Below are 25,871 nucleotides of genomic sequence, written 5' to 3'. Positions count from 1 at the left end.
GATGCTCGTTGCAGCCGGGTCCCCGTCACTCCTTTGGCTGGCGAGACTTCCGCGCGTTGGGCGCAGGAGCGGCTGCGGCGGCCTTCGCCTGGTGCCATATCGAGCCCAACCGCTGACGCTGACAGCAGCCCAAACCAGTGGACGCCGCCAGCGACTCCAGCCATCTTTTGTGGGCAACGTGCAGAATTATCTACACGAACTCTACACGGCACTTCTCTCCGATAAGATTATTCTGTTTTACAGAGAGTTAAGCGGGATCAAGGAGCCTATACTTCTCCCAATGGGAGAAGGCGGCCCCCCAAGGGGTCGGATGAGGGTCGGGTCGCGGGCCAAGTCGCACCACCCGACCCTCGCCCTTTCGCCTTGCGGATCGCCTGCGGCTCTCCGAGGCTCAAGCCCTCTCCCAAAGTGAGAGGGTTTAAGTCGCGGCCATCTGTCCCTTGACGCATCGCCCGACGCCCTCGACGGTGCGCGCCTGCCTTCATGCCTGGATGACCGAATGCCGCGTACCCGCCTGACCGCCGCCTGCCTCGCCGTCCTGATGACGACCGCCGCCGCACCTGCGATGGCTCAGACCTTCCGGTCCACCCCCGTCATCACCGACGCCGCCCAGGCGCCGCTGGCCCTGCCCCGCGCCCAGCCGGCCATCCCCACGCCGCAGGACAAGCCCTATCCCGGCGTCATCCAGTACCGCGCCGACATCACCGATCTGGACCGCCGCATCATCCGGGTGCGCCAGACCATCCCGGTCGCCGCCGCCGGTCCGCTGACCCTGCTCTATCCGAAGTTCCTGCCCGGCAACCACGCCGCCACCGGCCCCATCCAGCTGCTGTCCGGCCTGACCGTGACCGCCAATGGCCAGCGGATCGAATGGCTGCGCGACACGCTGGACCCCTACGCCTTTCACCTCGACATCCCGGCAGGCGTGACCAGCATCCACGTCGCGTTCCAGCAGTTGACCCAGCCCGACAGCTCCAACTGGCGCGTGCTGATGACCCCGGCCATGGTCAATCTGCAATGGGAGAAGGCCATCCTCTATCCGGCCGGCTATTTCAGCCGCCAGATCCAGGTCGCCCCCTCGGTCGTCCTGCCCGCCGGCTGGAAATACGGCACGGCCCTGACCACGGCGTCCCAGGACGGCGACGTGGCGACCTTCGCCCCCACCGACCTCTACACCCTGATCGACAGCCCCATCTTCGCCGGCGCCCATTATCGCCGCGTGGACATCGACCCCAGCGGCGCCCCGTCTGAATCAAGGGTCCACCTGAATATCCTGGCCGACGAGGCCAAGGGTCTGGCCGCCACGGACGACCAGTTGAAGCTGTTCGAGAACATGGTCCAGCAGGCCGACCGCCTGTTCGGCGCCCGCCACTTCGACCACTACGAGTTCCTGTTCGCCCTGACCGACCAGATGGGCGGCATCGGGCTGGAGCATCATCGCTCGTCCGAGAACACCGGCGCCCCCGACTTCTTCACCAACTGGGCCAAGAGCGCGGGCGACCGGGGCCTCCTGCCCCACGAATACGCCCACTCCTGGAACGGCAAGTTCATGCGTCCGGCGGACGAACTGACCGCCAACCACAACGTCCCGACCCAGAACACGCTCCTGTGGGTCTATGAGGGTCAGACCGAATACTGGGGCGACGTGCTGGCCGCCCGCGCCGGCCTGCATTCCAAGGGCGTCGCCCTGGCCACCCTGGCCAATGTGGCGGCCTTCTACGACCAGCAGCCGGGCCGCCAGTGGCGCGCGCTTCAGGACACCAACAACCACAACCTGCTGGGCTATCGGGTGACGGGCCAGTATCCGTCATGGATGCGCGGCACCGGCGACTATTACCGAGAGAGCCTGCTGGTCTGGCTGGACGCCGACACCCTGATCCGCGAAGGCACGAACGGTCGCAAATCCCTCGACGACTTCGCCCGCGCCTTCTTCGGCCACGACGACGGCCAATGGGCGCCGCAGGGTTATACGTTCCAGGATGTGGTCGCGGCCCTGAACGCCGTCTATCCGCACGACTGGGCCGCCTTCCTACGCAGCCGCCTCGACGCCGTCGGCCCAGACGCCCGCGCGCCGCTGGACGGCCTGGCCCGCGCCGGCTGGCGCCTGACCTACACCGACACGCCCAACGCCGACGAAAAGGCGGTTCAGAGCGGCTGGGCCAACGACTTCCAGTATTCGCTGGGCTTCACCCTGTCGGGCGACAAGCTGACCAATATCCGCTGGGGCGGCCCCGCCTTCGAACAAGGCGTCGGCGCCGGCTGGACGCTGGTCGCCGTCAACGGCAAGGCCGCCTCGGCCGAGGTCCTCCGCAACGCCGTCACAGCCGCCAAGGGAACGGACGCCCCTCTCGAACTGCTGCTGAAATCCGGCGACCGTTTCCGCACCGTCGCCTTCGCCTACCACGACGGCCTGCGCTATCCGCGCCTGGAACGGATCGAGGGAACCCCCGACCGCCTGTCCGACATCCTGGCGCCCCGGCGGCGCTGAGGCTGTCACCCGGCGCCCGATATCGGAAGGTCAGATCAGCCCCGCCAGCGGCGACGACGGGTCGGCGTACATCCGCTTGGCCATCCGACCGGCCAGATAGGCGTCGCGGCCGGCCATGACCGCGTGTTTCATGGCCCGGGCCATGCGGATGGGATCTTTGGCCCCGGCGATGGCGGTGTTCATCAGCACGGCGTCGCAGCCCAGCTCCATCGCGCGAGTCGCGTCCGAGGCCGTGCCCACGCCGGCGTCGACCAGCACCGGAACCTTGGCCTGCTCCACGATCAGGCGAACATTGACCTCGTTCTGGATGCCCAGACCCGAACCGATCGGAGCGGCGGCAGGCATGATGGCGGCGGCGCCGGCGTCCTCCAGCCGTTTGGCCATCACCACGTCGTCCGTGCAATAGACCATGACGTCGAACCCGTCCTTGATCAGCAGGTCCAGCGCCCGCAGCGTCTCGATCATGTCGGGATACAGGTGGGCGGTGTTGGACAGCACCTCCAGCTTGACCAGGCTCCATCCCCCCGCCTCGCGCGCCAGACGCAGGGTCCGCACCGCATCCTCGCCGGTGAAACAGCCGGCGGTGTTGGGCAGGAAGGTGAAGCGGTCCGGCTTCACATAGTCGACCAGCATCGGCTGGGTCGGGTCCAACAGGTTCACCCGGCGCACGGCCACGGTCACGATCTCGGCCCCCGCAGCCTCGGCGGCGGCGGCGTTCTGGGCGTAGTCGGCGTATTTGCCCGTGCCCACGATCAGGCGCGAGGTGAAGGTGCGGCCCGCGACGGACCAGGTTTCGGAGGCTGTATCGGTCATGGGGCTGACCTAAGCCTCCGATGGCCTCAGGGAAAGCCGTCGTTGCCCGATTTGATCGCGATCAGCCCCCGCCCACGAACTGGACCAGTTCGATGTGGTCGCCGGGCGCGATGGGGGTGGAGGCGTGGAGCGAGCGGGGCACGATTTCCAGATTGCGCTCGACCGCCACCTTGCGCGGGTCCAGCGCCAGTTCCTCGACCAGGGCCAGGATGGTGGCGGCCTGGACCAGGCGGGGTTCGCCGTTCAATTGGATCTGGTTCATGGCGGCTCTCCGTCTGGCGTGCTGCGCAGATAGACGGCGGCGGGCGACTTCGCCAGAGTACGGCGCCCGGCGAACCCCATCCGACACCCCTGCCTCGGCGTAAACTTCGATACGCCGACCGTTTGACCCAAGCCCAGCGTCCGCTAAAAGGCCCCTCTTGCGCCGCACTGCGCCGGATCGATTCCTGGGACCATGGCCGAAACGCCCGTCATTCATGTGCTGAACGGCCCCAACCTGAACCTGCTCGGGGTTCGGGAGCCTGACATCTATGGCCGCGACACCCTGGCGGATATCGAGCAGCGGTGCGTCAAGGCGGCGGGCGGCGCGCAGGTCGTGTTTCGCCAGACCAATCACGAGGGCGCGCTGGTCGACTGGATTCAGGAAGCGCGAGAGGGCGCCGACGCCCTGATCATCAATCCGGCGGCCTACAGCCACACTTCGGTGGCCCTGCACGATGCGTTGAAGATGCTGTCGATCCCGGTGATCGAACTGCATCTGTCCAATCCGGCGGCGCGCGAGACGTTTCGCCATCACTCCTATGTGTCGTCCGCGGCGACCGGCGTCATCGCCGGTTTCGGCGCGACCGGCTATGAACTGGCCGTCCAGGCGGCCCTGACCCTGATCCGGGAACGGCCCTGAGGGCCGCCCGTTCGCTTACACACACGAAAGACAAGGCGCATTCCAATGGCCGATGACAAGAAACACGCCGAAATCGACGCCGCTCTGGTTCGCCAGCTGGCCGAGATTCTGAACGAGACCGACCTGACCGAGGTCGAGGTCGAACGCGGCGAACTGCGCATCCGCGTCGCGCGCGAAATCACCGTCAACGCCGCCCCGGTCCAGTACGCCGCCGCACCCGCTGCGGTCGCCGCCGCGCCCGCCGCCGCCGCTGCTGCGCCTGCCGCCATGCCCAGCGATCCCGCCGCCATCGTCGCCCGCGCGGGCGAAGAGGTGAAGTCGCCGATGGTCGGCACCGCCTACCTTCAGCCCTCGCCCGAGGCGCCGGCCTTCGTCCAGCCGGGCGACAAGGTCAAGAAGGGCCAGACCCTGCTGATCGTCGAGGCGATGAAGACGATGAACCCGATCCAGGCCCCGCGCGACGGCGTGGTCGCCGACATCCTGGTCGGCGACGCCCAGCCGGTCGAGTTCGGCGAAGCCCTCGTCCTGCTCGAGGCGTAAGCCATGTTCACCAAGGTTCTGATCGCCAATCGCGGCGAGATCGCCCTGCGGGTCCACCGGGCCTGCAAGGAGATGGGCATCTCCACTGTCGCCGTCCATTCCGAGGCCGATAGGGGCGCCATGTGGGTGCGACTGGCGGATGAGAGCGTCTGCATCGGCCCGGCCTCGGCCGCCAAGTCTTATCTGAACATCCCCTCGATCATCGCGGCGGCCGAGATCACCGGCGCCCAGGCCATCCACCCCGGCTATGGCTTCCTGTCCGAGAACGCCCGCTTCGCCGAGATCGTCGAAGCGCACGGCATGACCTTCATCGGTCCCAAGCCCGATCATATCCGGGTCATGGGCGACAAGATCAGCGCCAAACAGACCGTCAAGGACGCGGGCATCCCCGTCGTCCCCGGTTCCGACGGCGAGGTCGAGACGGTCGAGGCCGCCATCGAGGCGTCCAAGTCCATCGGCTTCCCGCTGATCGTCAAGGCGGCGGCGGGCGGCGGCGGACGCGGCATGAAGGTGGCCCTGACGCCCGACGACCTGGTCGAGGCGGTCCAGACCGCCCAATCCGAGGCCAAGGCCGCCTTCGGCAACGGCGCCGTCTATATGGAGCGCTACCTCCAGAAGCCGCGCCACATCGAGATTCAGGTCATCGCCGACAGCCACGGCAATGTCGTCCACCTGGGCGAACGCGACTGCTCGCTGCAACGCCGTCACCAGAAGGTGCTGGAAGAGGCCCCCTCGCCCGCCCTGTCGGCGGAAGGTCGCAAGAAGATCGGCGAAACGGTCAACAAGGCCATCGCCGCCATCGGCTATCTTGGCGTCGGCACCATCGAATTCCTGTGGGAGGACGGCGAGTTCTTCTTCATCGAGATGAACACCCGCCTGCAGGTCGAACACCCGGTCACGGAAATGATCACCGGCGTCGATCTGGTGCGCGAACAGGTGCGGATCGCCGCCGGTCTGCCGCTGTCGTTCACCCAGGACGACATCGAGTTCAAGGGCCACGCCATCGAGGTGCGGATCAACGCCGAGAACCCCGAGACCTTCACCCCGTCGCCGGGCAAGATCACAGACTTCCACGCCCCGGGCGGCCTGGGCGTGCGTCTGGATAGCGCCATCTACGCCGGCTATTCGATCCCGCCCTATTATGACAGCCTGATCGGCAAGCTCATCGTCCACGGTCGCGACCGCGAGGAGGCCATCGCACGCCTGAAGCGGTCGCTGGGCGAGGTGGTCATCGGCGGCGTCGACACCACCATCCCTCTGTTCCAGAAGCTGCTGGCCGAGCCGGACATCCTGTCGGGCGACTACGATATCCACTGGCTGGAGAAATGGGCTGCCCGTCAGAAGGGCGACGCCTGACGGACCCCGATTTCAGCGCCAGCGGGCCTTTCGGCGGTTTCGGCCCCGAGGACCTGCTGGCCTGCTACGCCCGGGGCGTGTTTCCGATGGCCGAGGCGCGCGATGATCCGCGCGTCTTCATCATCGAGCCGAACCAGCGGGGCGTCATACCGCTGGACGCCTTCCACATCCCCGCCCGCCTGCGACGCACCGTGCGGGGCGAGCCGTTCGAGGTGCGCATCGACACCGCCTTCGAAGCCGTGCTGGACGGCTGTGCGGCGGCGCAAGGACCGGATCGCGAAGACACCTGGATCAACGCGCCGATCCGGCGGCTGTATGCGGCCCTGTTCGCCATGGGTCATGTCCACTCCATCGAATGCTGGCGCGACGAGCGGCTGGTCGGCGGACTTTACGGCGTATCCCTGGGCGGCGCCTTCTTCGGCGAGAGCATGTTCAGCCGCGAGCGCGACGCATCGAAAGTGGCGCTGGTGCATCTGGTCGCGCGGTTGAGGAAGGGCGGCTGGACCCTGTTGGACGCCCAGTTTCTGACCGATCACCTCAGCCAGTTCGGCGCGGTGGAGACGCCGCAGGCGGCCTATCTGAGGCGGTTGGCGCCCGCGCTGAAGGTCACGGCCGACCAGGCGGCGCTGCTCGCGCCGCTGACCGGCGCCGAGGCGGTTGAGGCGGCGCTCGCTCCAGGCGCATCCCCCAGCTGAAGCCGCCTGCCGGGTGCGGGGTCGTCCTGGGCCGCTACGGAATGACGAATGGTGCAGGCTATAGGGCTTGTCCGGACACGATTTCGGACCTGTCCCGACACGGATCCGCTGGCGTCGGTTCCGCGTGTCGGCCTCGATGGCGCCATGACCGACACATCGACACCCCCGCCCCGCCCGTCCGCCTTCAAAGAGGCCCGCGAAATCGTCCTGACGCTGGTCGTCGCCCTGATCGTGGCGACGCTGTTGCGCCTTCTGCTGTTTCAGCCCTTCACCATCCCGTCCTCGTCGATGGAGCCGGGACTGGTGACCGGCGACTATATCGTCGTGTCCAAGTTCGCCTATGGCTGGAGCGAAGCGTCGCTGCCGCTGGCGTCGTCGATCAGGCCGGGACGGCTGATGGGGGCCCAGGCGCGTCGCGGCGACGTGGTGGTGTTCCGCCTGCCGCGCGATCCCAGGCAGGTCTGGATCAAGCGGGTCGTGGGCCTGCCTGGCGATACGGTTCAGGTGCGGGGCGGCGTGGTCTTCGTCAATGGCGCGGCCGTGCGCCAGACGCGGCTGGATTTCGTCGCCGATCACGATGCGCCGCAGCGCCGGGTGCAGCGGGTGCGCGAGACCCTGGCCGACGGTCGCAGCTACGTCACCTATGACGGCGGGCCGGGCCTGCCCGGCGACGACACGCCGCCGCGCCGCGTGCCGCCGAGCCATTATCTGATGATGGGCGACAATCGCGACAACTCGCTGGACAGCCGCTGGCCGCCGGAGATCGGCGTGGGCCTGCTGCCGGCCGAGAACATCGTCGGCCGCGCGGCGATGGTGCTGGCGTCCTGGAAACCCGGCGCCGGCCTGTTCAAGCCGTGGACCTGGCTGAACCTGCAAGGGGACCGCTTCCTGGTTCCGGTGCGATAGACCGTCCCCCAAATGGCGACGGAGACGACGGCCTAACCCGCCCGATACTCGTCGAAGCTGACCACGCCGTCGTGGTTTCGATCCAGACGGTCGAAGGCGGCCCGGCTGGGGGCGGCCGACCGGGATTGAGCCAGGGCGGGGACCGCGACGGCGCCCAGAGCCAGGCCGGCCAAGGCGGCGGCGGCGAGCTGACGCCAGCCGGTGGGGATTGAGCGTCGAGCGGCGGTCTGGTTCAGTTCGGCGTCGATGAAGCGGCGGATCGCCTCGCTGGCCGTGCGGCCCTCGGCCTGGCAGCGGGCCATGAAGGCGGTCTTGGCGGCGTGTGACAGACGGACTTCCACCGTCTCGTCCTTCTTCAACGGTCGTTTGCGATCCATGCCGATTCTCTCGCCAGTCGATCAGTTCTTACAGCCGACCACCCATGCGTCGTAATAGGGGTTCTGCACCCCGCTGACCGCCGGTGACGAGGCGAACATCCAGCCCCGGAAGATCTGGCGCGACGTGGTCTGGCCTCGCGGCTGCAGCGAGACGTCCATATAGGCGATGGAATCTTCGGTCAGTTCGTCCGGCGTCGTCACCTCGCAGGCGCGGGCGGCGAAGACCAGGTTGCGGTTGAAGCGCACAGGCCGGCCCCCGACCTCGACCTCGAACTTCATCGTCTCGGCCGTGACCTTGTCGATGGCCTGGATGACCGCGAACTTGCGTCGCTGGCGACGGCCGGGCGTGGCGGGCTGGTCGATGGCCTTTTCAGCGACGGGGCGTTCGGCCTTGACCTCTTCCTCGGCCTTTTCCTCGACGGCGGCGTCCTCGGCGATGATGACGGCCGGGGGCGGCGTCACCGCGACGGGCGCGCGCGGGGCGGGCGCGCCGGCGGGCGGCGTCTCGGTCGGCACGTTCGACGCCGGCTGCGCCGGAGTCTTTCGCAGAATGTCGCCGATGGGATCCTGGACCGGGCGCGCATCGCGCGGCGCGTCCTGAAGCACGCTGGCCGTGACGGCCCCCGCGCTCAGCACGCCGATCAGGGCGCCGGCGCCCATCAGGATCCGGCGGGTTTTCACTCGGGCGTCCAGGCCTGATAGTCTCCGGTCGCGGCCGGGCGCTTGGCCTCGTTGGCCAGCGAGCCGGGCGGGCGCCAGGCCAGGGGGGTGCCGGTCAGGTTGGGCAGATGCTCCTTCTCCCATGCGCGACGCGGCAGCGGCTGCTCGGTCGGCGGCAGATCGAAGGTGTAATGCAGCCAGCCGTGCCAGTCGGGCGTGACCTTGGACGCCTCGGCATAGCCGTCATAGATCACCCAGCGACGCTTGCGGCCGTCATAGCTGACGTTGTCGCGGCTCTCGTAATATCGATTGCCGTTCTCGTCCTGACCGACAAAGCGACCGCGCTTGGCGATGGTGAAGCGGGTGCCGATCGTGGCGCCCTCCCACCAGCCGAAAATCTTGCTCAACACGTCGTGAAATCCAACCGTAAGGGTTCGTCGGACTCAGGGCCCGACGCTCGCGCGGATCATAGAAACCCGCGTCCTCTTCGTCCAGCGTTCAGGCGGCAGCGCCGGGGTCAAAGGTCGAATCGATATCTTGTGGGCAACCTGGCCCTGCGACACCAGATGTATTGGACAAGTGCGGTCTTGGACCTAGGCTGGCGCGAACCCATCGGAGAGACCGCCATGCGCAATCAATCCGTCTTCGCCCCTCGCGCCCGGCGAGTCGCGATGGAGCACCACGTCGTGGAGCGGCCCGCCGGCGTGCGGCCGGTGCTGGCCCCCGTCGGCTGGTCGGAGGCGCAGATCGAGGCCTGGCTGGACTGGATCGCGGCCCAGGGACCGTCCGACGACACCTGCGGCGACTGGCTGGATGGGGGCGTGGACGCCTGGTCCGCCCTTCTGGCCAGGACCGGCGTGGCGGAGGGTGTGTTCGATGCGGCCCAGGCCGCGGTGTTCGCCGATGAGCTTTCGGCCGTCATCAGGCTGGGGCTGGCGGCGCCGGCGCGATCGGGCGCGGCGGCGACGGGTATGGTGGACCTGAACGATCCGGGCGCGGCCGCCGTCCTTGCCGATCACGGCGGACGCCGCTCCGCCGCGCGCCTGGGCGCCCAGGCGGCCCAAGCCCTGGCCGACGCCCTGGCCGGGGTCGCCGATGCGGTGGGTCGGTGCGAGGGACCGCGCGGCGACTGCGGCGATCCTTCGCGCAACCCGGCTCTGGGGCGGGCGGCGGCCCTGGCCCGGCGTTGCGGGGCGTCGGACGCCGACATCCTGCGGGCGGTGGACGGCGAACGTCCCCTGCCCGACCTGGGCCCCGCCATAGAGGCCGCGCCCCTGGTGGCGCTGGCCGACCGGACGCAGATCGCAGCGGGCGCGCCAGAGGCCCTGCTGGCTGCCAGGGCGGCGCTCGATGGCGGGCTGATCCTGGCCTTCGATCCGCGCGATGCGGAGACGGCGACGGCCCCGACCACCGCGCGCATGGTCATCGACCTGCCCGCCGTGATGGCGCTGGACGGCGAGACCGCCGACGATCTGGCCGCCCTGACGCGATTGCTGATCACGGCGCTGGACCTGTCGAGCCCCACGCCTGGCGTCCTGGCGCTGGGGCTGGAAGGGCTGCTGGAGGCCGTGGCGCCGTTGGGCGAGGCGCGGACGGCGCAGGCTCAATCGTTGGCGGCCCTGGTCGCGGCGACCGCGGGCGAGACCTCGGCCGATCTGGCCGCCCTCCGGGGCGCGGCGCCCGACTGGGACGAGGTGCAGGCCGCCGCCCAGGAGACCCGGGCCGCCCGACGCCGGGCGCTGCAGGGCGAAAACGATCCCGTTGCGGAGGCCGCGCTGAAGGCCCTGAAGGCGAAGCCCCGTCCGCGACGGCATTCGGCCATCGGCCTGTTTGTGGACGATGCGGAGGCGCGGCTGCGGCTGGGCCGGGGGCGCATCGCCGCCGTTGATGTGTTCCAGACGGCGGACGGCGAGATCGGGCGGCGGCTGCATCCGGCGCTGGCGGCGGCGCTGGGCGCGGCGGGCGGCGACGTCCAGGCGGCCGAACGCCATGTCTTCGGACGCCGCACCCTGGTCGAAGCGCCGGGCCTGGATCATGCCGCGCTGCGGACGCTGGGCTTCACCGACATCGAACTGGCGGCCATCGAGCACGCCCTGGCCTGGGCCGAGGATTTCGACGCCGTCTTCTCCGCCCCCGTCCTGGACGCCGGCTTTATCCGCGACGTGCTGGGCGTCGAGGACGGAGACGGCCTGCTGCTGACGCTGCTGGGGGTGTCGGACGAGGCCGAGGCCGCCGCCGCGCGCTGGGTGTTCGGTCACGGCGACCTCTCGACCTGGCCCGAGGCGCCGGCGGCCGTCGCCGCCCTGCTGGCCGATCCCGAAGGGGCGGCGGCCGAACTGCGCCAGGCCATCACGCCGTTCAGCGACCTGGCCGACATCGCGCCCGAGACCACCCATTGGCGCACCACGGCGGGCCAGGCGGCGCGGCTGATGGGTCAGGCGGCGCTGGACGGCCGCCGCGCCATCCGGCTGCAACGCGCCGAGCCGCCGGCCCGCCCGCTGCTGACCCTGCCCGCCGTCGAGACGGCCGCTCGGCCCGAACCGGCGCGCGAGGCGCCGCGTGCGACCGAACGGGTGGTGGAAAGGGTGGTCGAGCGCGAGCGCGCCCGCCGCAAACTGCCCGACCGCCGCAAGGGCTATATCCAAAAGGCGGCCGTGGGGGGCCACAAGGTCTATATCCACACCGGCGAATACGAAGACGGCGAACTGGGCGAGATCTTCATCGACATGCACAAGGAAGGCGCCGCCTTCCGCAGCCTGATGAACAACTTCGCCATCGCGATCAGCATCGGCCTGCAATACGGCGTGCCGCTGGACGAGTTCGTGGACGCCTTCGTCTTCACCCGGTTCGAACCGGCGGGCCGCGTGACGGGCAACGATTCCATCCGCTCGGCCACCTCGATCCTGGACTACATCTTCCGCGAGTTGGGCGTCTCCTATCTGGACCGGCATGAACTGGCCAATGGCGAGGCCGAGGCCCTGGACGGCGACGGGCTGGAGGGCGGCGCGCCGCAGGGCGAGGCCGTCCCCGCCGCTCGCTTCATCTCCAAGGGGTTCGCGCGCGGGTCCGCGCCCGACAATCTGGTGGTCCTGCCGTTCGGCAAGAAGACCGAGCCGGACGCCCGCGCCTCAACGTCGGGCGAGGCCGTGGCCTGCCCCGCCTGCGGCGACTTCACCCTGCAACAGCGCGGCGGCGGCTGGACCTGCGACACCTGCGGGGCCGCGCCGGCGCTGAAGGGCGGGGATCAGGGCTAGGTTAAGGGTTATGGCCTAGGGTTTGCTTCAGGACGATCAAACGTCGGAGCCCGGTCCATGAAACGCACACTCTCTCTCGGTCTGATCGCAACCGCCTTGCTGGTCGTGGCGACCCCCGTCCTGGCCCAGAACGCCGGCCAGATCGCCAGCGTCCGGCGCGGCGCCTCCTGCGCCGGCTGCAACCTGTTCCAGGGGGATTTCTCGGGCCTGGAGGCGCGCGGACTGAACCTGGCCGGCTCGCGCCTGCGCCAGTCGGACATGAGCCTGAGCGTGATGAACCGCACCCGCTTCTCCGGCGCCGATCTGCGCGACGTGGAAGGCTATGGCGGGGTCTTCTCGGGCTCCAACTTCACGCGCGCCAACCTGACCAACGCCAGTTTCGTGGGCGCCTATCTGGAAGGCGCGAATTTCTCGGGCGCGACGCTGGCGGGCACGAACCTGTCGGGCGCCCAGTTGGCGCGTGCCACCGGCCTGACGCAGGGTCAGCTGAACCAGGCGTGCGGCGACGGCTCCACCGTCTTGCCGCGCGGCCTTCGCATTCCCGCCTGCTGAGGGCCGCCGATCTTGCCTCGATTTAACGAAGTTACCTCGATTTAAGTAGGTCGCGCGGGGCTTTCGGGGCATTCAGGTCTCGTGAAACAGATCGCTGAACATATCCGGTTTCGACCCTCCTTGGCCCTGCTGGCGCTGGGCGCGGCGCTGATGGCGTCTCCCGCCATGGCCGGGGTCGAGATGTCGATGCAGGACCGGGACGTGGCCCGAACCGTGTCGCTGGGCGGATCGTGCAACCGCTGCGAACTGTCGGGTCGCAACCTGTCGGGCGCCACCTTCACGGGCGCCAGCTTCATGAACGCCACCCTGGTCGGGGCCAATCTGCGCGGCGCCGAGATGATGGGCTCCAACTTCTCGGGCAGCGACTTCAGCCGCGCCAATCTGTCGGGCGTCCAGATCATCGGGGCCAACTTCAGCTCGACCAACTTCACCAGCGCGGTCCTGACCGGGGCCGAGGCTCAGGGCGCCGGCTTCGTGCGCGCCAATATGAGCCGAGCCGAAATCTCGGGCGCCCAAATGCACGGGGTCAACTTCAACGGCGCCACCCTGTCCGGCGCCAAGTTCATCGGCGCGGAACTGTTCGGCGCGACCCTGGCCAATGTCGTCGCCGTGGGCGCCGACTTCACCGGCGCCGAAATCCATGCCTCCAACCTGTCGTCCGGCGATTTCAGCAATGCCCGCTTCACCGGATCGACGCTGGACGGTGCCCGTCTGACCGGCGGACGTTTCTCCCGGACAGACTTTTCCGAGGCGTCGATGCACCGGACGGACATTCGCGGCGCCGACCTGTCCGGCGCGCGCGGCCTGACGCAGGGCCAGATCAGGACGGCGTGCGGCGACGGCTCGACCCGCCTGCCCGGCGGACTGACCGCCCAGGCCTGCCGCAGCAGTGCGATCACGGTGATCCGCACCCCGCCGGCTCCGCCCGTGCCGCCTCGGGTCAGGAATTTCGTCGCGGTCGCCGGGAACTGAACAGCAAAAAGGGGACGCCCGCCTGGCGTCCCCTTCTTCGTTTCAGCGATGACCGCGCCGATCAGACCTTGATCGGCGGGGCGGTGCGGATGTGCACGTCCTTCAGCTGGCGCTCCTCGGCCTCGGTTGGGGCGTTCATCAACAGGTCCTCGCCCTGCTGGTTCAGCGGGAAGGCGATCACTTCACGGATGGCCGTCTCGCCGGCCAGCAGCATGACGATGCGGTCGATGCCGGGGGCCAGGCCGCCGTGCGGCGGGGCGCCGAAGCGGAAGGCGTTCAACATGCCGCCGAACTGCTCCTCCACCACCGAGGCGTCGTAGCCGGCGATCTCGAAGGCCTTCAGCATGATCTCGGCCTTGTGGTTCCGGATCGCGCCCGAGCACAGCTCATAGCCGTTGCAGACGATGTCGTACTGATAGGCGCGGATGGTCAGCGGATCCTGATTTTCCAGCGCCTCCAGCCCGCCCTGCGGCATGGAGAAGGGGTTGTGGCTGAAGTCGACCTTCTTCTCTTCTTCCGACCATTCGAACATGGGGAAGTCGACGATCCAGCAGAATTTGAACTGGTTCTCGTCGACCAGCTTCAGCTCGGTCCCGACGCGGGTGCGGGCCAGGCCGGCGAACTTGGCGAAGGTCGCGGGCAGGCCGGCGACGAAGAAGGCGGCGTCGCCCTGGCCCAGGCCCAGCGACGACATCAGGGCCTGGGTCGGCTCCTGACCCAGGTTCTTGGCGATCGGGCCGCCCCAGACGCCCTGATCCTCGGACCAGAAGATATAGCCCAGGCCGGGCTGGCCCTCGCCCTGCGCCCAGCTGTTCATGCGGTCGCAGAAGGCGCGCGATCCGCCGGTCGGCGCCGGGATGGCCCAGACCGCGTTCTTGTCGTCCGCGCCCAGGATCTTGGCGAACAGGCCGAAACCGCCGTTGCGGAAATGGTCCGACACCACCTGCATCTTGATCGGGTTGCGCAGGTCCGGCTTGTCCGAACCGTACCAGGCCATCGACTGGGCGTAGGTCAGGCGCTCGAAGCCCTTGTGCTCGAACGTCTCGCCGAAGTCGTTGGTGAAGACGTGCGGCTGGTCGATGGGCGAGACCGGCTTGCCCTCGCCGAACTCCTCGAACACGCCGTGCATCAGCGGTTCGATGGCGGCGAAGACGTCTTCCTGGGTCACGAAGCTCATCTCGACGTCGAGCTGATAGAACTCCAGCGAACGGTCGGCGCGCAGGTCTTCGTCGCGGAAGCAGGGCGCGATCTGGAAATAGCGGTCGAAGCCCGAGACCATCAGCAGCTGTTTGAACTGCTGCGGCGCCTGGGGCAGCGCATAGAACTTGCCCGGATGCAGGCGCGACGGCACCAGGAAGTCGCGGGCGCCTTCCGGCGACGAGGCCGTCAGGATCGGCGTCTGATATTCCAGGAAGCCTTGGCCGACCATGCGCTGACGGATCGAGGAGATCACACGCGAACGCAGGACGATGTTCTTGTGCAGACGCTCGCGGCGCAGGTCCAGGAAGCGGTTGGCCAGGCGGATGTCCTCGGGATACTCCTGATCGCCAAAGACCGGCATCGGCAGTTCGGCGGCCTCGGACAGCACCTCGACGCCCTGAACGCGGACTTCGATCTCGCCAGTCGGCAGATTGGGGTTCACCACCGAGGCGTCGCGGGCCACGACCTCGCCGTCCACCTTGATGACGCTCTCGGCGCGCAGGCGTTCGACGGCGGCGAAGCCGGGCGTCTCGGGGTGCAGCACCAGCTGCGTCAGGCCGTAGTGGTCGCGCAGGTCGATGAACAGCAGGCCGCCGTGATCGCGCTTCCTGTGCACCCAGCCGGACAGGCGGACGGCGGAACCGGCGTCGGAGGCGCGAAGCGCGCCGCAGGTGTGAGAGCGATAGGCGTGCATGGAACGAACCGTCTGGAGACTTTGGCGGTGGAATCCGTCGCCGTCGGCGCCGGAAATCGAAGCGGCGTAGGGCGCATCATCGCCCCGGAAAGTCAAGGTTTCAGCCGTTGCAAAGCCCCGCGCGGCGAACGATATCTGGCGCCCATCGCGTTGTAGAGGCCGCCATGTTCATCGTCATCATCACCTACACCCAGCCGATCGAAGCCATCGAGGCGCGGACGGTCGAGCATCGCGAATGGCTGGACCAGCACGTGGCCAGCGGACTGGTGATCGCCGCAGGGCCGATGGTTCCGCGCACCGGCGGGGTGCTGGTCGTGGCCAGCCGGGTCGCCAAGGAAGAGCTGGAAACCCTGCTGAAGGACGACCCGTTCCACGTTCATGGTCTGGCCGACTATTCAGTGACGGAGTTCAAGGCGGGCAAGCTGAACCCCGCCATGGTTCCGTTCGCCTGATTTCATCCACAGCGACGCGGCTTCCCTCCCCGGAACCAACAGAGGGGCGCCGACGCGGTTAATCCCGGCCTCTGCTATGACGGGGGCATGACCGCGCTGAGCGCCCCGTCCCGTCCGACCGCCGAACAGCTGCGTCTGCCGCTGGAGCGCCACGCCGTGGGCGAGGCCTTCGTGGTGTCGGACAGCAACGTCGAGGCGGTCGCCTTGCTGGGCCGCTGGCCGGACGGGGTCGCGCCCGTGCTGGCGCTGCATGGCCCGGCCGGATCGGGCAAGAGCCGCCTGGCCGCCGACTGGGCCGAACGGGTCGGGGCCGCGCCGCTGACCGGCGCGGAGGCGGCCCTGATCGATCCGCGGGAGTTGGAAGGCCGCCCGGTTCTGCTGGACGACGCAGATCAGGCCGACGACGAGAGCCTGTTTCACCTGATCAACCTGGCCGGTTCGGTCGGAGGGGCGTTGCTGATGGCGTCGCGCCTGGCGCCGCGCCAGTGGTCGGTCGCCCTGCCCGACCTGCGCTCACGGCTGGACGCGATGCGGACCGTGGCGGTCCAGGCGCCCGACGACGCGGTGCTGTCGGCCATTCTGCGCGCCCGCTTTTCGGAACGCAGCATCACCCCGGCCGACGAGGTGATCGACTATCTGGTGCGCCGTCTGGACCGATCCGGCGACGCCGCCGCAACGGTGGTGGAGCGGCTGGACGCCCTGCATCGTCCGGTCACGCGCGTCCTGGCCCGACAGGTGCTGGACGCGATGGACGCCGGCTGACATCCCGACATCCGGGATATGCACAACATCGCATTTGGAATCGTGGCTGAATTTTGAACGCTTAGCTTTGCCTTGGCGTTGAGCCGCCGGAGCGACCATGCGCTCCAGCAAACGGGAAACGTCCAAATGCGTGTTCAGCTTGTCATGATCTCCGCCGTCGCCCTGCTCGCGGCCTGTTCCAACGGCGACGACGCCAAGACGGCCAAGGGCGAAACCACCGCGCCGGCAACCGCCTCCATGCCCGCGCCGCAGCCGGGCCTGTGGCAGCAGACCGTTTCGGGCCCGCAGATGCCGCAGCCGACGACGATGAAGATCTGCATCGGCGAGACCGCGCCCGGCTCCAACCCCTTCAACGCCCCCCAGCAAGGCGTGACCTGCAGCGAGAACAGCGTCAAATCGGTTCCCGGCGGCGCCGAGTTCCACGCCGTCTGCAACGCCCAGGGCATGACGGTGACGTCGGACGGCAAGGTGTCCGGCGACATGCGCACGGCCTATAAGGTGGACATCACCACCAAGACCACCGGCCCCAACGTTCCGCCGGCCATCGCCGAGATGAAGATGACCATCGACGCCAAGCGCTTGGGGGACTGCCCGGCCGGCACGGCGCCCAACACCATCGTTCAATAAGCCACACAGCCGGGGCGGCCGCTGCGTCGCCCCGGCGCTTCACGATTTTCGCCGCGCCCGCTTGCGGCCGTCACAGACGCGCGCGAGAACCGGGTCATGACCGACGCCGCGATCCACGACGACACCCGAGGCGAAGAGGTTCCCGCCTCTCGCGCCCCCCAGCTGGCCCTCAGCGAAGAGCTGTTGGCCTCGCCCAGCCGGTTCTTCAATCGCGAGACCTCTTGGCTGGCCTTCAACGAGCGGGTGCTGGAGGAAGCGGCCAACGCCAACCATCCGCTGCTGGAGCGGCTGCGTTTCCTGTCCATCTCGGCCAATAATCTGGACGAGTTCTTCATGACCCGCGTCGCCGGCCTGAAGGGGCAGTTGCGCGAGCGGGTGCGGGTTCTGTCTTCCGATGGTCTGACGCCCGCCGAACAGCTGGAGCGGATCAATGTCGCCGCCGGCGAACTGATGGCCGAGCAGCAGTTGCGCTGGCGTCAGCTGGAGAAGGAGCTGACCGTCGCCGGCATCGAGGTCGTCGATCGCCAGCGCATCACCAAGACCGAGCGCGAGCGGCTGGAGCCCGAGTTCCTGAACCAGCTGTTCGCGGTGCTGACGCCCCTGGCCATCGACCCGGCGCACCCCTTCCCCTTCCTGCCGAACCTGGGCTTCTCTCTGGCGCTTAAGCTGAAGCGCAAGGGCGAGACCAAGACCTTCTACGCCCTGGTGCCCGTGCCGACCCAGGTCCGCCGGTTCTGGGAGTTGCCCACCGACGGCCGTTCCACGCCGGGGCACAAGCGGTTCATCACGCTGGAAAACGTGCTGCTGCTGTTCATCGACCACCTGTTCCCCGGCTGCGAGGTCCAGGAAAAGGGCGTGCTGCGCCTGATCCGCGATTCAGACATCGAGATCGAGGAAGAGGCCGAGGATCTGGTGCTGGAGTTCGAGGAGGCGCTGAAGCAGCGTCGCCTGGGCTCGGTCGTGCGGGTCAAGATCGAGGCCTCCATGCCCGCCGATCTGCGCGACTTCATCGTGGGCGAACTGGAGGCGGCGCCTCAGGACGTGGTTCTGGTGGACGGTATGCTGGGTCTGGCCCAGCTGTCGGACCTGATCGGCGGCGGCCACCCGGATCTGAAGTTCAAGGGCTATGAGCCGCGCTATCCGGAACGGGTGCGCGACAACGGCGGCGACGTCTTCGCCGCCATCCGCGAAAAGGACATGCTGATCCACCACCCGTTCGAGAGTTTCGACGTGGTGGTTCAGTTCCTGCGTCAGGCGGCGCGCGATCCGAACGTGATCGCGATCAAACAAACCCTGTACCGCACCTCCAAGGACAGCCCCATCGTCGCCGCCCTGATCGAGGCGGCCGAGAACGGCAAGAACGTCACCGCCCTGGTCGAACTGAAGGCCCGGTTCGACGAAGAGGCCAATCTGCGCTGGGCGCGGGCGATGGAGCGGGCCGGCGTCCACGTCGTCTTCGGCTTCGTCGAATACAAGACCCACGCGAAGGTCAGCGTGGTTGTCCGCCGCGAAGGCGATGCGCTGAAGACCTATTGCCACTTCGGCACCGGCAACTATCACCCGGTCACGGCCAAGGTTTACACAGACCTGTCGCTGTTCTCTTGCGATCCCGTCCTGGGGCGCGATGCGACAAAGGTGTTCAACTACATCACCGGCTATGCGACGCCCGACCATCTGGAAGCCTTGGTGGTGTCGCCGCTGAACATGAAGTCCACGCTGATCGAACTGATCGGCAAGGAGATGTCGGCCGCCGCCATGGGCAAGCCCGCCGCCATCTGGGTCAAGCTGAACTCGCTGGTGGACGTGGAGATCATCGACGCCCTCTATCGCGCCAGCCAGTGGGGGGTGCGGATCGACCTGGTGGTGCGCGGCATCTGCTGCCTGCGGCCCGGCGTGACGGGCCTGTCGGAGAACATCCGGGTCAAGTCCATCGTCGGCCGCTTCCTGGAACACAGCCGCATCGTCTGTTTCGCCAACGGCAAGGACCTGCCGCACGACAAGGCCAAGGTCTTCATTTCGTCCGCCGACTGGATGACGCGCAACCTGGATCGCCGGGTCGAGCTGATGACGCCGATCCGCAACGCTACGGTCCACGACCAGGTGCTGGACCAGATCATGGTGGCCAACCTGAAGGACGACGCACAAAGTTGGGTGCTGGACGCCGAGGGGCGCTATACCCGCGTCGCGCCCGCCGATCCTGAGCGGCCCTTCTCGGCCCACAAATATTTCATGACCAATCCCAGCCTTTCGGGACGTGGCCGCAAGGCCAAGAGCCTGCCCGCCGTGCTTCGATACGAGCGTCCCGGCCGCTGATGCCCGACGCCGTGCTGACCGACCGCGACATCGCGGCCATCGACATCGGCTCCAACTCGGTGCGGCTGGTGCTGTACCGGCTGGAGGGCCGGGCGATCTGGACCGTCTATAACGAGAAGGTGCTGGCCGGCTTGGGCCGCGACCTGCCGACGACGCGCAAACTGTCGCCGGAGGGCGTGGTCATGGCCATGACGGCGCTGCGCCGCTTCGCCGCCGTGCTGGAGGGCGTGCGGCCGGACGCGACCCTGATCGCCGCCACCGCCGCCGTGCGCGAAGCCCTGGACGGGCCTGAGTTCTGCGAGCGTGTCGCCGCCGAGACCGGTCTGAACATCCGCGTCCTGTCGGGCGGGGAAGAGGCAAAATACGCCGCCATGGGCGTGCTGGCCGGCGCGCCCATGGCGCACGGCGTCTCGGCCGACATGGGCGGCGCCAGCCTGGAGCTGACCCGATTGAACGGAGACGGGGTGGAGCACGGACTGACCCTGCCGCTGGGGCCCTTCGCCCTGGCCGAGGGCAAGGGATTCGACGCCGACCGGATCAAGACCCGCATCGACCAGGCGCTGAAGCCCGTCGCGGCCCAGTTCAAGAGCGATCGCCTCTATGCCGTGGGCGGCGCGTGGCGCACCCTGGCGCAGGTGCAGATGACGCTGAAATCCTATCCGCTGCGGGTCGTGCATCAGTATCAGATGTCGGCCGAAGACGCCCTGGAGACGGCGCGTCTGGTGGCGCAACAGTCCGTCGCCGGCCTGGCCAAACTGCCCGGCGTGTCCAAGAAGCGCGCCGAGACCCTGCCCTACGCCGGCCTGGTCCTGGAGGCGCTGATCAAACATCTGGGCCTGAAACAGATCGAGATGTCGGCCTGGGGCGTGCGCGAGGGCCTGTTGTTCGAGACACTGGACGAGGCGACGCGCACCGCCGATCCGCTGCTGGCGGGCTGTTCGGCGCTGGGCGGCCGCCAAGGCGTGGCCCCCGCCCTGCCCGGCGCGCTGAACGGCTGGATTTCCGAGATCGTCGCCGCCTTGCCCGAGGTGTTCGGAAAGGAACGTGACGCGGTCCTGGTCGGCGCCGCCTGTCGGCTGGCGGACCTGGGCGCTCGTCTGCACCCGGACCACCGGCTGGAGCTTGTGTTCGACCAGGTGCTGCGCGCGCCGGTCGCCGGCATCAGCCATGTGGAGCGCGCCTTCCTGGCCAGCGCCCTGAACGCCCGCTACGGCGGCGCGCCCGCCACGCCCCAGCCCGAGGTCATCGACCGGCTGCTGGACGGCGACGCGGCCAAACGCGCCCGCGCCCTGGGCCTGGCCATCCGGCTGGCCTGCGACCTGTCCGGCCGATCGCCGCAACTGCTGGCCAACGCCACGGCGCGCGTGAAGGGCGGCGACCTGCGCCTGACCGCGACGGAAGGCTACGCCGACGTCCTGCTGGGCGAACAGACGAAGAAGCGCGCCAAGGCCTTGGCCGAGGCGATGGAGCTGGGGCTGAGGATTTGAGGCCAAAGGCTCCTCCCCACTGAGTGGGGAGGTGGGGCGGCGCGCCTTCCGCGCCGTGACGGAGGGGCTCTAAGCCGCGTCACGGGCGCCTGTGGGACTTCAAGAGCCCTTCCATCGCCTCGCGGTCCCCCTCCCCGCAAGGCGGGTAGGAGACGTTCAGGCTACTCGATCTCGACGACTTCCACCCGCGCGCCATTCAGCACCAGGGCGATCTCGCCGCGTTTCAGCTTCAGTGCATCCTCACCGAAGATCTGGCGACGCCAGCCCTTCATGGCGTCGATGTCGGCGTCGTCGCTGATGGCGATCTTCTCCAGGTCCGCGACCGTGGCGATCAGTTTGGAGGCCACGCCGGCGTTGTCGCTCTTGGCCTTCAGCAGCACCTTCAGCAGTTCGACCACCGATGGCGGGGCGGGCTGACGGTGGGCCGGGCGCTCCATTTCGGGCGCGAAGGCTTCAGGATCGGCCAGGACGCGCTTCAGCTCCTCGGCCAGCTCCAGCCCCAGGCGCGAACCGCCGAATCCCTTGGGCACCGAACGCAGACGGTTGAAGGCGTCCGGGTCGGTGGGGGTCTGCTGGGCGATCTCGTCCACGCCCTCGTCCTTCAGGATGCGGCCGCGCGGCTGGTCCCGCTCCTGCGCCGCGCGCTCGCGCCAGACGGCCACGGCCTTGAAGGCGGCCAGATATTTGGCCGAGAACTTCTTGGGCTTCAGCCGCTTCCAGGCGTTCTCGGGATTGGTGTCGTAAAGGGCCGGATCGGTCAGCCCCTCCATCTCCGACATCACCCAGTCCAGCCGCCCTTCCTTCTGCAGCCGGTCGCGCAGCTTGGGATACAGGGCCGCCAGATGGGTCACGTCGCCCAGCGCATAGACCAGCTGGCTGTCGGACAGCGGCCGACGCGCCCAGTCGGTGAAGCGGCTGCCCTTGTCCACCTCGATCCGCAGCGTCTGCCGGACCAGCGAATCATAGGCCACCTGCTCGCCAAAGCCCGCCGCCATGGCCGCGACCTGGGTGTCGAACAGGGGTTTGGGCATGGCGCCCAGCCGCACGAAGATTTCCACATCCTGGCGACAGGCGTGGAAGACCTTGATGATCCTCTCGTCGCGCAACAGGTCAAGGAACGGCTCCAGGTCCAGCCCCTCGGCCATCGGGTCGATGATCGCGGCATGGTCGGCCGACGCGGCCTGGATCAGGCACAGCCGGGGCCAATAGGTCGTTTCCCGCATGAACTCGGTATCGACCGTGATGAAGGGGGCGGAGGATACGCGGGCGCAGAACTCGGCCAGCGCCTCATTGGTGGTGATCGGCGTCATTCCGGTGCTATAGCCCCCCGCAACCCATGTGTGGCAAGACCCGCGCTGCATTTCCGCCCCGATTCCAGGCCCAAGATCCATGAGCGACACCCAAAAGCCTCTCGAAAACGGCCTGACCTACGCCGATGCGGGCGTGGACATCGACGCCGGCGAAATGCTGGTCGAACACATCAAGCCCTTGGCCAAGTCCACGGCCCGCCCCGGATCGGAGCCTTCGCTGGGCGGTTTCGGCGCCCTGTTCGACCTGAAGGCCGCCGGGTTCGAGGATCCGCTGATCGTCTCCACCACCGATGGCGTGGGCACCAAGCTGAAGATCGCCATCGAAACGGGCCGCCATGACGGCGTGGGCGTCGATCTGGTCGCCATGTGCGTCAATGACCTATTGGCCCAGGGCGCCGAACCGCTGCTGTTCCTCGACTATTACGCCACGGGCCGGCTCGAGATCGACGCCGCCCGCCGCGTCGTCGCCGGCATCGCCGAAGGCTGCCGTCAGGCTGGCGCGGCCCTGGTCGGCGGCGAGACCGCCGAAATGCCGGGCATGTACACCGACGGCGACTATGACCTGGCGGGCTTCAGCCTGGGCGCCGTCGAGCGCGGCCACGCCCTGCCCTATCTGGATCGTCAGGCGGCGGGCGACATCATCATCGGCCTGGCCTCCACCGGCCCGCACTCCAACGGCTATTCGCTGGTGCGTAAGGTGGTCGAGAAGTCCGGCCTGGCCTGGGGCGACGACGCCCCCTTCGCCAAGGACCGCTCGCTGGCCCAGGCCCTGATGGAGCCGACCCGCATCTATGTGAAGCCGGTCCTGCCGATCATGAAGGCGGGCCTGGTCAAGGGCGCGGCCCACATCACCGGCGGCGGCCTAATCGAAAACCCGGCCCGCTGCATCGCCGAGGGTCTGCAGGCCAAGTTCGACTGGGACGCCTGGCCCATGCCCGCCGTGTTCCAGTGGTTGGCCGAAACCGGCGGCATAAGCGACCACGAGATGCGCCGCACCTTCAACTGCGGCGTCGGCTTCATCCTGATTGTCTCGCCCGAAAACGCCGAGCCGGTCCTTGCCGCCCTGCTCAACGCCGGCGAAGTCGCCTTCGTCTGCGGACAGTTGGAAGCGGCCTGAGCCGCTTCCAACGCCTTTGCATCTACCGCGCGCCGCCGTTCGCCGTCTGGGCGTAGAAGCGCGATAGATCGGTGTGAAGCTTCACCAGGGCGTCGTGGCTCAGATACATCATGTGCCCGCCCTCGTAGTAGGTGAACTCAAGGTTCGGCCGGATGCTGGGCTCCAGCATCATCTGCGCCAGGTCGAACTCTGTCGAGAAGAAGGGCGTGGCGGCGTCGTAATAGCCGTTCAGCGACATGACCTTGAGATACGGGTTGCGCCGCATCGCCGTGGCCAGGTCGACGGCGGTGTTCGGCGTGGTCTGCGGCCCGCCCACCGGCGGACGGTGGCTCCAGTTCCAGTTGAAGCCCGGCAGGCCCCGCGCCGACATCCGGTATTCGACGTCGGTCTTGTAGTTCAGCTGATTGGCCACATAATCGCGGAAGACGCCGAAATAGGCCCCGGTGACGGCCGAGCTGGACGGATCATCCTCGGGCTCCCCGCCTGAAGCGTCCTCGTCCAGACCCAGGTAGCGGGTGTCCAGCCGGCCGATGGTCTGGCGCCGGTCGCGCAGCAGCTCCTTGCGGAAGCTACTCAGGTCCACGCGCATATTGGCGTTGTCGATGAAGGTGGTCGACAGGCCGGTCAGTTCGCTCATCTGGCGCACGATGTCGGCGCGCTCGGCCTGAGAGATCATATGCCCCTTGGCCAGGGCCGAGGCGTAGGGCCCCAGCGCGAAGTCGCGGGCACGCTGAACCTGCTCATCGACCGTGGCGGCCGGATTGGCCAGCTTCCTGTGATACCAGGCCGTCGCCGCATAGGTCGGCAGCAGGGTGACGAAGTTCTGCGGATAGCCCGGTTGGCGCACGCCATAGTTCATGATCGACGACAGCAGAACGACCCCGTTCAGCGACATCCCCCGATCTTCCAACTGGAAGGCCACGGCCCCGGTGCGCAGCGTGCCATAGGATTCGCCGATGATGTATTTCGGACTGGACCAGCGGCTGAACTTGGTCGTGTATCGCATGATGGCGCGGGCGAAGGCGTCGGCGTCGCCGTCCACGCCCCAGAAGGTCGAACCGGGCGTCTCGCCCAGCGGCCGCGAGAAGCCGGCACCGACCATATCGATGAAGACCAGATCGGTCTGGTCCAGCAGGGTCTGGTCGTTGGGGCCGAAGGCGAACGGCGCGGGGCGGACCACGGTCGGCCCGTCGGTCTGAACCCGCATCGGCCCGAACGAGCCCATGTGCAGCCACACGGTCGGCGAGCCCGGCCCGCCGTTGTAGAGATAGGTCACTGGCCGCGTTCCGACCGGCTGACCGTCCAGCGTATAGGCGGTGTAGAACAGGCTGGCGGTCGGCATCCCCGCATCGTCGCGGATCGTCAGGGTGCCCGCCGTCGCGTGATAGCGCAGGGTCTTGCCGTGGGCGTTGACCGAATGGGCGGTGACCACCTCGGTCTCCTGCACCGGGGCGCGGGCCCAGTCCTTCTCGATGGCCTCAGCGTTGGCGTTGCGGAATCGGTCGGTCGCGGAGCGCATCGACGCGCCCCCGCCGTTGTTGCTGCTGCTGTTGTTGGCGCCGCTCTCCTGCGCCAGCGCCGCCACGGGCGCGCCCAACATCGCGGCGATGGCCGCGAGGCAGATCAGTCTGTTCATACGATAGTCCCCTGTACGCGCCGACCCGCAACCCCTCGCCGCGCGGCCGACGTTACAGGCTAACGTCCCGGTGGAGCCGACCACAAGGGTCATTCGCGTTTCGTCTTGCCAACCGCCGCCCGCCCGGCCAATGCGAGGCCATGTCGTCCTCCCCCCTACCGCCCGTCCGCGTCGCCGTCCTGATTTCCGGCGCCGGGTCCAACATGGCCGCGTTGATCGATGCGGGGCAGCGGACGGACAGCGGCTACGAAGTGGCGCTGGTGGTGTCCAACATCGAGGGCGCGGGCGGTTTGGCCATCGCGGCGGCCAAGGGCGTGACCACGGCGACCGTGGCCCACAAGCCGTTCAGCAAGGACCGCGAGGCGCATGAGCGGGCGGTGGACGGCGTGCTGCGAAGCGCCGGGATCGAGGTCGTGGCCCTGGCCGGCTATATGCGGGTGCTGACGCCCTGGCTGGTCGGCGGCTGGCGCGGACGGATGCTGAACATCCACCCCAGCCTTCTGCCGCTGTATCCAGGTCTAGACACCCACGCCCGCGCCATAGCCGCCAGCGACGCCGAGGCGGGCTGCACCGTGCATCTGGTGACCGAAGGCGTCGATGAAGGCCCGATCCTGGGTCAGGCCCGCGTGCCGATCGTCGCGGACGATACGCCGGAGGCCTTAGCCGAACGGGTCAAGACGGCCGAGCATGAGCTGTATCCGCGCGTGCTGGGCGCGTTCTGCAGAGATTTGGGGCGGGGTTAGGCCCCGCCCCCATTCG

24 protein-coding genes are annotated in these 25,871 nt (G+C 68.3%); 16 read left to right on the top strand and 8 right to left on the bottom strand.

The features are described from left to right. Positions 1-499: 499 nt before the first annotated feature. Positions 500-2,488: a peptidase M61 gene (locus tag KZX42_RS10050; protein ID WP_248119122.1), complete on the top strand. Its 1,989-nt coding sequence runs from the start codon at positions 500-502 to the stop codon at positions 2,486-2,488. 30 nt (positions 2,489-2,518) lie between these two features. On the opposite strand, the gene KZX42_RS10045 is transcribed toward KZX42_RS10050, so the two are convergent. Then, a complete protein-coding gene (locus KZX42_RS10045; RefSeq protein WP_248119119.1) occupies positions 2,519-3,301 on the bottom strand; it encodes a HisA/HisF-related TIM barrel protein in 783 nt (260 codons plus the stop codon). Positions 3,302-3,362: 61 nt separating this feature from the next. Beyond that, positions 3,363-3,563 (bottom strand): sulfur carrier protein ThiS, encoded by a 201-nt coding sequence (gene thiS / locus KZX42_RS10040; RefSeq protein WP_248119117.1) that lies wholly within the window; start codon positions 3,561-3,563, stop codon positions 3,363-3,365. A gap of 192 nt (positions 3,564-3,755) precedes the next feature. On the opposite strand from thiS, the gene aroQ reads away from it, so the two are divergent. The 5 genes from aroQ (at position 3,756) to lepB (ending at position 7,699) form a co-directional block, all read left to right on the top strand. Then, positions 3,756-4,202: a type II 3-dehydroquinate dehydratase gene (gene aroQ, locus KZX42_RS10035; RefSeq protein WP_248119115.1), complete on the top strand. Its 447-nt coding sequence runs from the start codon at positions 3,756-3,758 to the stop codon at positions 4,200-4,202. A 45-nt stretch (positions 4,203-4,247) separates the two neighbouring features. Continuing rightward, positions 4,248-4,742 (top strand): acetyl-CoA carboxylase biotin carboxyl carrier protein, encoded by a 495-nt coding sequence (gene accB, locus KZX42_RS10030; protein ID WP_248119112.1) that lies wholly within the window; start codon positions 4,248-4,250, stop codon positions 4,740-4,742. Between the two features lie 3 nt (positions 4,743-4,745). Further along, positions 4,746-6,098: an acetyl-CoA carboxylase biotin carboxylase subunit gene (gene accC, locus KZX42_RS10025; protein WP_248119110.1), complete on the top strand. Its 1,353-nt coding sequence runs from the start codon at positions 4,746-4,748 to the stop codon at positions 6,096-6,098. Beyond that, positions 6,068-6,793: a leucyl/phenylalanyl-tRNA--protein transferase gene (gene aat, locus KZX42_RS10020; protein WP_282438887.1), complete on the top strand. Its 726-nt coding sequence runs from the start codon at positions 6,068-6,070 to the stop codon at positions 6,791-6,793. The genes accC and aat overlap by 31 nt, the downstream gene beginning before the upstream one ends. A 144-nt stretch (positions 6,794-6,937) precedes the next feature. Continuing rightward, complete coding sequence (gene lepB, locus KZX42_RS10015) at positions 6,938-7,699, top strand: signal peptidase I (RefSeq protein ID WP_248119108.1); 762 nt, start codon at positions 6,938-6,940, stop codon at positions 7,697-7,699. Positions 7,700-7,731: 32 nt separating this feature from the next. On the opposite strand, the gene KZX42_RS10010 is transcribed toward lepB, so the two are convergent. The 3 genes from KZX42_RS10010 to KZX42_RS10000 are packed head-to-tail and all read right to left on the bottom strand — an operon-like array spanning position 7,732 to position 9,146. Further along, positions 7,732-8,076 (bottom strand): EF-hand domain-containing protein, encoded by a 345-nt coding sequence (locus tag KZX42_RS10010; protein ID WP_248119105.1) that lies wholly within the window; start codon positions 8,074-8,076, stop codon positions 7,732-7,734. A 21-nt stretch (positions 8,077-8,097) separates the two neighbouring features. Next, positions 8,098-8,757 (bottom strand): DUF2155 domain-containing protein, encoded by a 660-nt coding sequence (locus KZX42_RS10005; RefSeq protein ID WP_248119104.1) that lies wholly within the window; start codon positions 8,755-8,757, stop codon positions 8,098-8,100. Further along, the gene (locus KZX42_RS10000; RefSeq protein ID WP_248119102.1) at positions 8,754-9,146 is read right to left on the bottom strand and encodes an NADH:ubiquinone oxidoreductase subunit NDUFA12; all 393 of its coding nucleotides are present in this window, start codon (positions 9,144-9,146) and stop codon (positions 8,754-8,756) included. The genes KZX42_RS10005 and KZX42_RS10000 overlap by 4 nt, the downstream gene beginning before the upstream one ends. Positions 9,147-9,362: 216 nt before the next feature. Here KZX42_RS10000 and KZX42_RS09995 point away from each other — a divergent pair, with 216 nt between their 5' ends. From KZX42_RS09995 to KZX42_RS09985, 3 genes are all read left to right on the top strand, one after another. Further along, on the top strand, positions 9,363-11,990 hold the full coding sequence (locus KZX42_RS09995; RefSeq protein WP_248119100.1) for a TSCPD domain-containing protein: 2,628 nt from the start codon (positions 9,363-9,365) through the stop codon (positions 11,988-11,990). A 57-nt stretch (positions 11,991-12,047) separates the two neighbouring features. Beyond that, on the top strand, positions 12,048-12,542 hold the full coding sequence (locus tag KZX42_RS09990; protein ID WP_248119098.1) for a pentapeptide repeat-containing protein: 495 nt from the start codon (positions 12,048-12,050) through the stop codon (positions 12,540-12,542). An 81-nt stretch (positions 12,543-12,623) separates the two neighbouring features. Then, entirely contained in the window at positions 12,624-13,514 is an 891-nt protein-coding gene (locus KZX42_RS09985) for a pentapeptide repeat-containing protein (protein WP_248119096.1), read from the top strand. Positions 13,515-13,575: 61 nt separating this feature from the next. Here the strand turns inward: KZX42_RS09985 and aspS are convergent, their stop codons facing one another. Next, entirely contained in the window at positions 13,576-15,408 is a 1,833-nt protein-coding gene (gene aspS, locus KZX42_RS09980) for an aspartate--tRNA ligase (RefSeq protein ID WP_248119094.1), read from the bottom strand. A 164-nt stretch (positions 15,409-15,572) separates the two neighbouring features. Between aspS and KZX42_RS09975 the strand changes: the two genes are divergently transcribed. From KZX42_RS09975 to KZX42_RS09955, 5 genes are all read left to right on the top strand, one after another. Beyond that, positions 15,573-15,860 (top strand): YciI family protein, encoded by a 288-nt coding sequence (locus KZX42_RS09975; protein WP_248119093.1) that lies wholly within the window; start codon positions 15,573-15,575, stop codon positions 15,858-15,860. An 87-nt stretch (positions 15,861-15,947) separates the two neighbouring features. After that, the gene (locus KZX42_RS09970) at positions 15,948-16,622 is read left to right on the top strand and encodes a DnaA/Hda family protein (protein ID WP_248119090.1); all 675 of its coding nucleotides are present in this window, start codon (positions 15,948-15,950) and stop codon (positions 16,620-16,622) included. Positions 16,623-16,748: 126 nt separating this feature from the next. Continuing rightward, a complete protein-coding gene (locus KZX42_RS09965; protein WP_248119087.1) occupies positions 16,749-17,249 on the top strand; it encodes a DUF3617 family protein in 501 nt (166 codons plus the stop codon). A gap of 96 nt (positions 17,250-17,345) precedes the next feature. After that, entirely contained in the window at positions 17,346-19,562 is a 2,217-nt protein-coding gene (locus tag KZX42_RS09960) for an RNA degradosome polyphosphate kinase (protein WP_248119084.1), read from the top strand. Then, positions 19,562-21,049, top strand: a complete 1,488-nt coding sequence (locus tag KZX42_RS09955) for a Ppx/GppA phosphatase family protein (RefSeq protein ID WP_248119082.1) — start codon at positions 19,562-19,564, stop codon at positions 21,047-21,049. The genes KZX42_RS09960 and KZX42_RS09955 overlap by 1 nt, the downstream gene beginning before the upstream one ends. A gap of 161 nt (positions 21,050-21,210) precedes the next feature. Here KZX42_RS09955 and rnd read toward each other — a convergent pair whose 3' ends face one another. Continuing rightward, positions 21,211-22,359, bottom strand: coding sequence for a ribonuclease D (rnd, locus tag KZX42_RS09950; protein ID WP_248119080.1), 1,149 nt, complete (start codon positions 22,357-22,359; stop codon positions 21,211-21,213). A gap of 79 nt (positions 22,360-22,438) precedes the next feature. Between rnd and purM the strand changes: the two genes are divergently transcribed. Beyond that, positions 22,439-23,476, top strand: a complete 1,038-nt coding sequence (purM, locus tag KZX42_RS09945) for a phosphoribosylformylglycinamidine cyclo-ligase (protein WP_248119078.1) — start codon at positions 22,439-22,441, stop codon at positions 23,474-23,476. Positions 23,477-23,498: 22 nt separating this feature from the next. On the opposite strand, the gene KZX42_RS09940 is transcribed toward purM, so the two are convergent. After that, positions 23,499-25,112, bottom strand: coding sequence for a peptidase S10 (locus KZX42_RS09940; protein WP_248119076.1), 1,614 nt, complete (start codon positions 25,110-25,112; stop codon positions 23,499-23,501). Between the two features lie 140 nt (positions 25,113-25,252). Here KZX42_RS09940 and purN point away from each other — a divergent pair, with 140 nt between their 5' ends. Further along, the gene (gene purN, locus KZX42_RS09935; protein ID WP_248119073.1) at positions 25,253-25,855 is read left to right on the top strand and encodes a phosphoribosylglycinamide formyltransferase; all 603 of its coding nucleotides are present in this window, start codon (positions 25,253-25,255) and stop codon (positions 25,853-25,855) included. The last annotated feature ends 16 nt before the right edge of the window (positions 25,856-25,871 follow it).

The sequence above is a fragment of the Brevundimonas sp. EYE_349 genome, assembly GCF_023147505.1.
GTDB lineage: Bacteria > Pseudomonadota > Alphaproteobacteria > Caulobacterales > Caulobacteraceae > Brevundimonas.
Note: the sequence above shows the minus strand (reverse complement) of the source record. Positions and strands in the feature narration are given on the sequence as shown.

Excerpts from the sequence above, each read along its gene's own strand:
- purM (WP_248119078.1), top strand. The coding sequence starts at position 22,439 with ATGAGCGACACCCAAAAGCCTCTCGAAAACGGCCTGACCTACGCCGAT.
- purN (WP_248119073.1), top strand. The coding sequence starts at position 25,253 with ATGTCGTCCTCCCCCCTACCGCCCGTCCGCGTCGCCGTCCTGATTTCC.
- aat (WP_282438887.1), top strand. The coding sequence starts at position 6,068 with ATGGGCTGCCCGTCAGAAGGGCGACGCCTGACGGACCCCGATTTCAGC.
- KZX42_RS09970 (WP_248119090.1), top strand. The coding sequence starts at position 15,948 with ATGACCGCGCTGAGCGCCCCGTCCCGTCCGACCGCCGAACAGCTGCGT.
- aspS (WP_248119094.1), bottom strand. The coding sequence starts at position 15,408 with ATGCACGCCTATCGCTCTCACACCTGCGGCGCGCTTCGCGCCTCCGAC.
- thiS (WP_248119117.1), bottom strand. The coding sequence starts at position 3,563 with ATGAACCAGATCCAATTGAACGGCGAACCCCGCCTGGTCCAGGCCGCC.
- KZX42_RS09940 (WP_248119076.1), bottom strand. The coding sequence starts at position 25,112 with ATGAACAGACTGATCTGCCTCGCGGCCATCGCCGCGATGTTGGGCGCG.
- KZX42_RS09990 (WP_248119098.1), top strand. The coding sequence starts at position 12,048 with ATGAAACGCACACTCTCTCTCGGTCTGATCGCAACCGCCTTGCTGGTC.
- lepB (WP_248119108.1), top strand. The coding sequence starts at position 6,938 with ATGACCGACACATCGACACCCCCGCCCCGCCCGTCCGCCTTCAAAGAG.
- KZX42_RS10050 (WP_248119122.1), top strand. The coding sequence starts at position 500 with ATGCCGCGTACCCGCCTGACCGCCGCCTGCCTCGCCGTCCTGATGACG.
- KZX42_RS10045 (WP_248119119.1), bottom strand. The coding sequence starts at position 3,301 with ATGACCGATACAGCCTCCGAAACCTGGTCCGTCGCGGGCCGCACCTTC.
- rnd (WP_248119080.1), bottom strand. The coding sequence starts at position 22,359 with ATGACGCCGATCACCACCAATGAGGCGCTGGCCGAGTTCTGCGCCCGC.
- accB (WP_248119112.1), top strand. The coding sequence starts at position 4,248 with ATGGCCGATGACAAGAAACACGCCGAAATCGACGCCGCTCTGGTTCGC.
- accC (WP_248119110.1), top strand. The coding sequence starts at position 4,746 with ATGTTCACCAAGGTTCTGATCGCCAATCGCGGCGAGATCGCCCTGCGG.
- aroQ (WP_248119115.1), top strand. The coding sequence starts at position 3,756 with ATGGCCGAAACGCCCGTCATTCATGTGCTGAACGGCCCCAACCTGAAC.
- KZX42_RS09960 (WP_248119084.1), top strand. The coding sequence starts at position 17,346 with ATGACCGACGCCGCGATCCACGACGACACCCGAGGCGAAGAGGTTCCC.
- KZX42_RS09965 (WP_248119087.1), top strand. The coding sequence starts at position 16,749 with ATGCGTGTTCAGCTTGTCATGATCTCCGCCGTCGCCCTGCTCGCGGCC.
- KZX42_RS09975 (WP_248119093.1), top strand. The coding sequence starts at position 15,573 with ATGTTCATCGTCATCATCACCTACACCCAGCCGATCGAAGCCATCGAG.
- KZX42_RS09955 (WP_248119082.1), top strand. The coding sequence starts at position 19,562 with ATGCCCGACGCCGTGCTGACCGACCGCGACATCGCGGCCATCGACATC.
- KZX42_RS10010 (WP_248119105.1), bottom strand. The coding sequence starts at position 8,076 with ATGGATCGCAAACGACCGTTGAAGAAGGACGAGACGGTGGAAGTCCGT.
- KZX42_RS09995 (WP_248119100.1), top strand. The coding sequence starts at position 9,363 with ATGCGCAATCAATCCGTCTTCGCCCCTCGCGCCCGGCGAGTCGCGATG.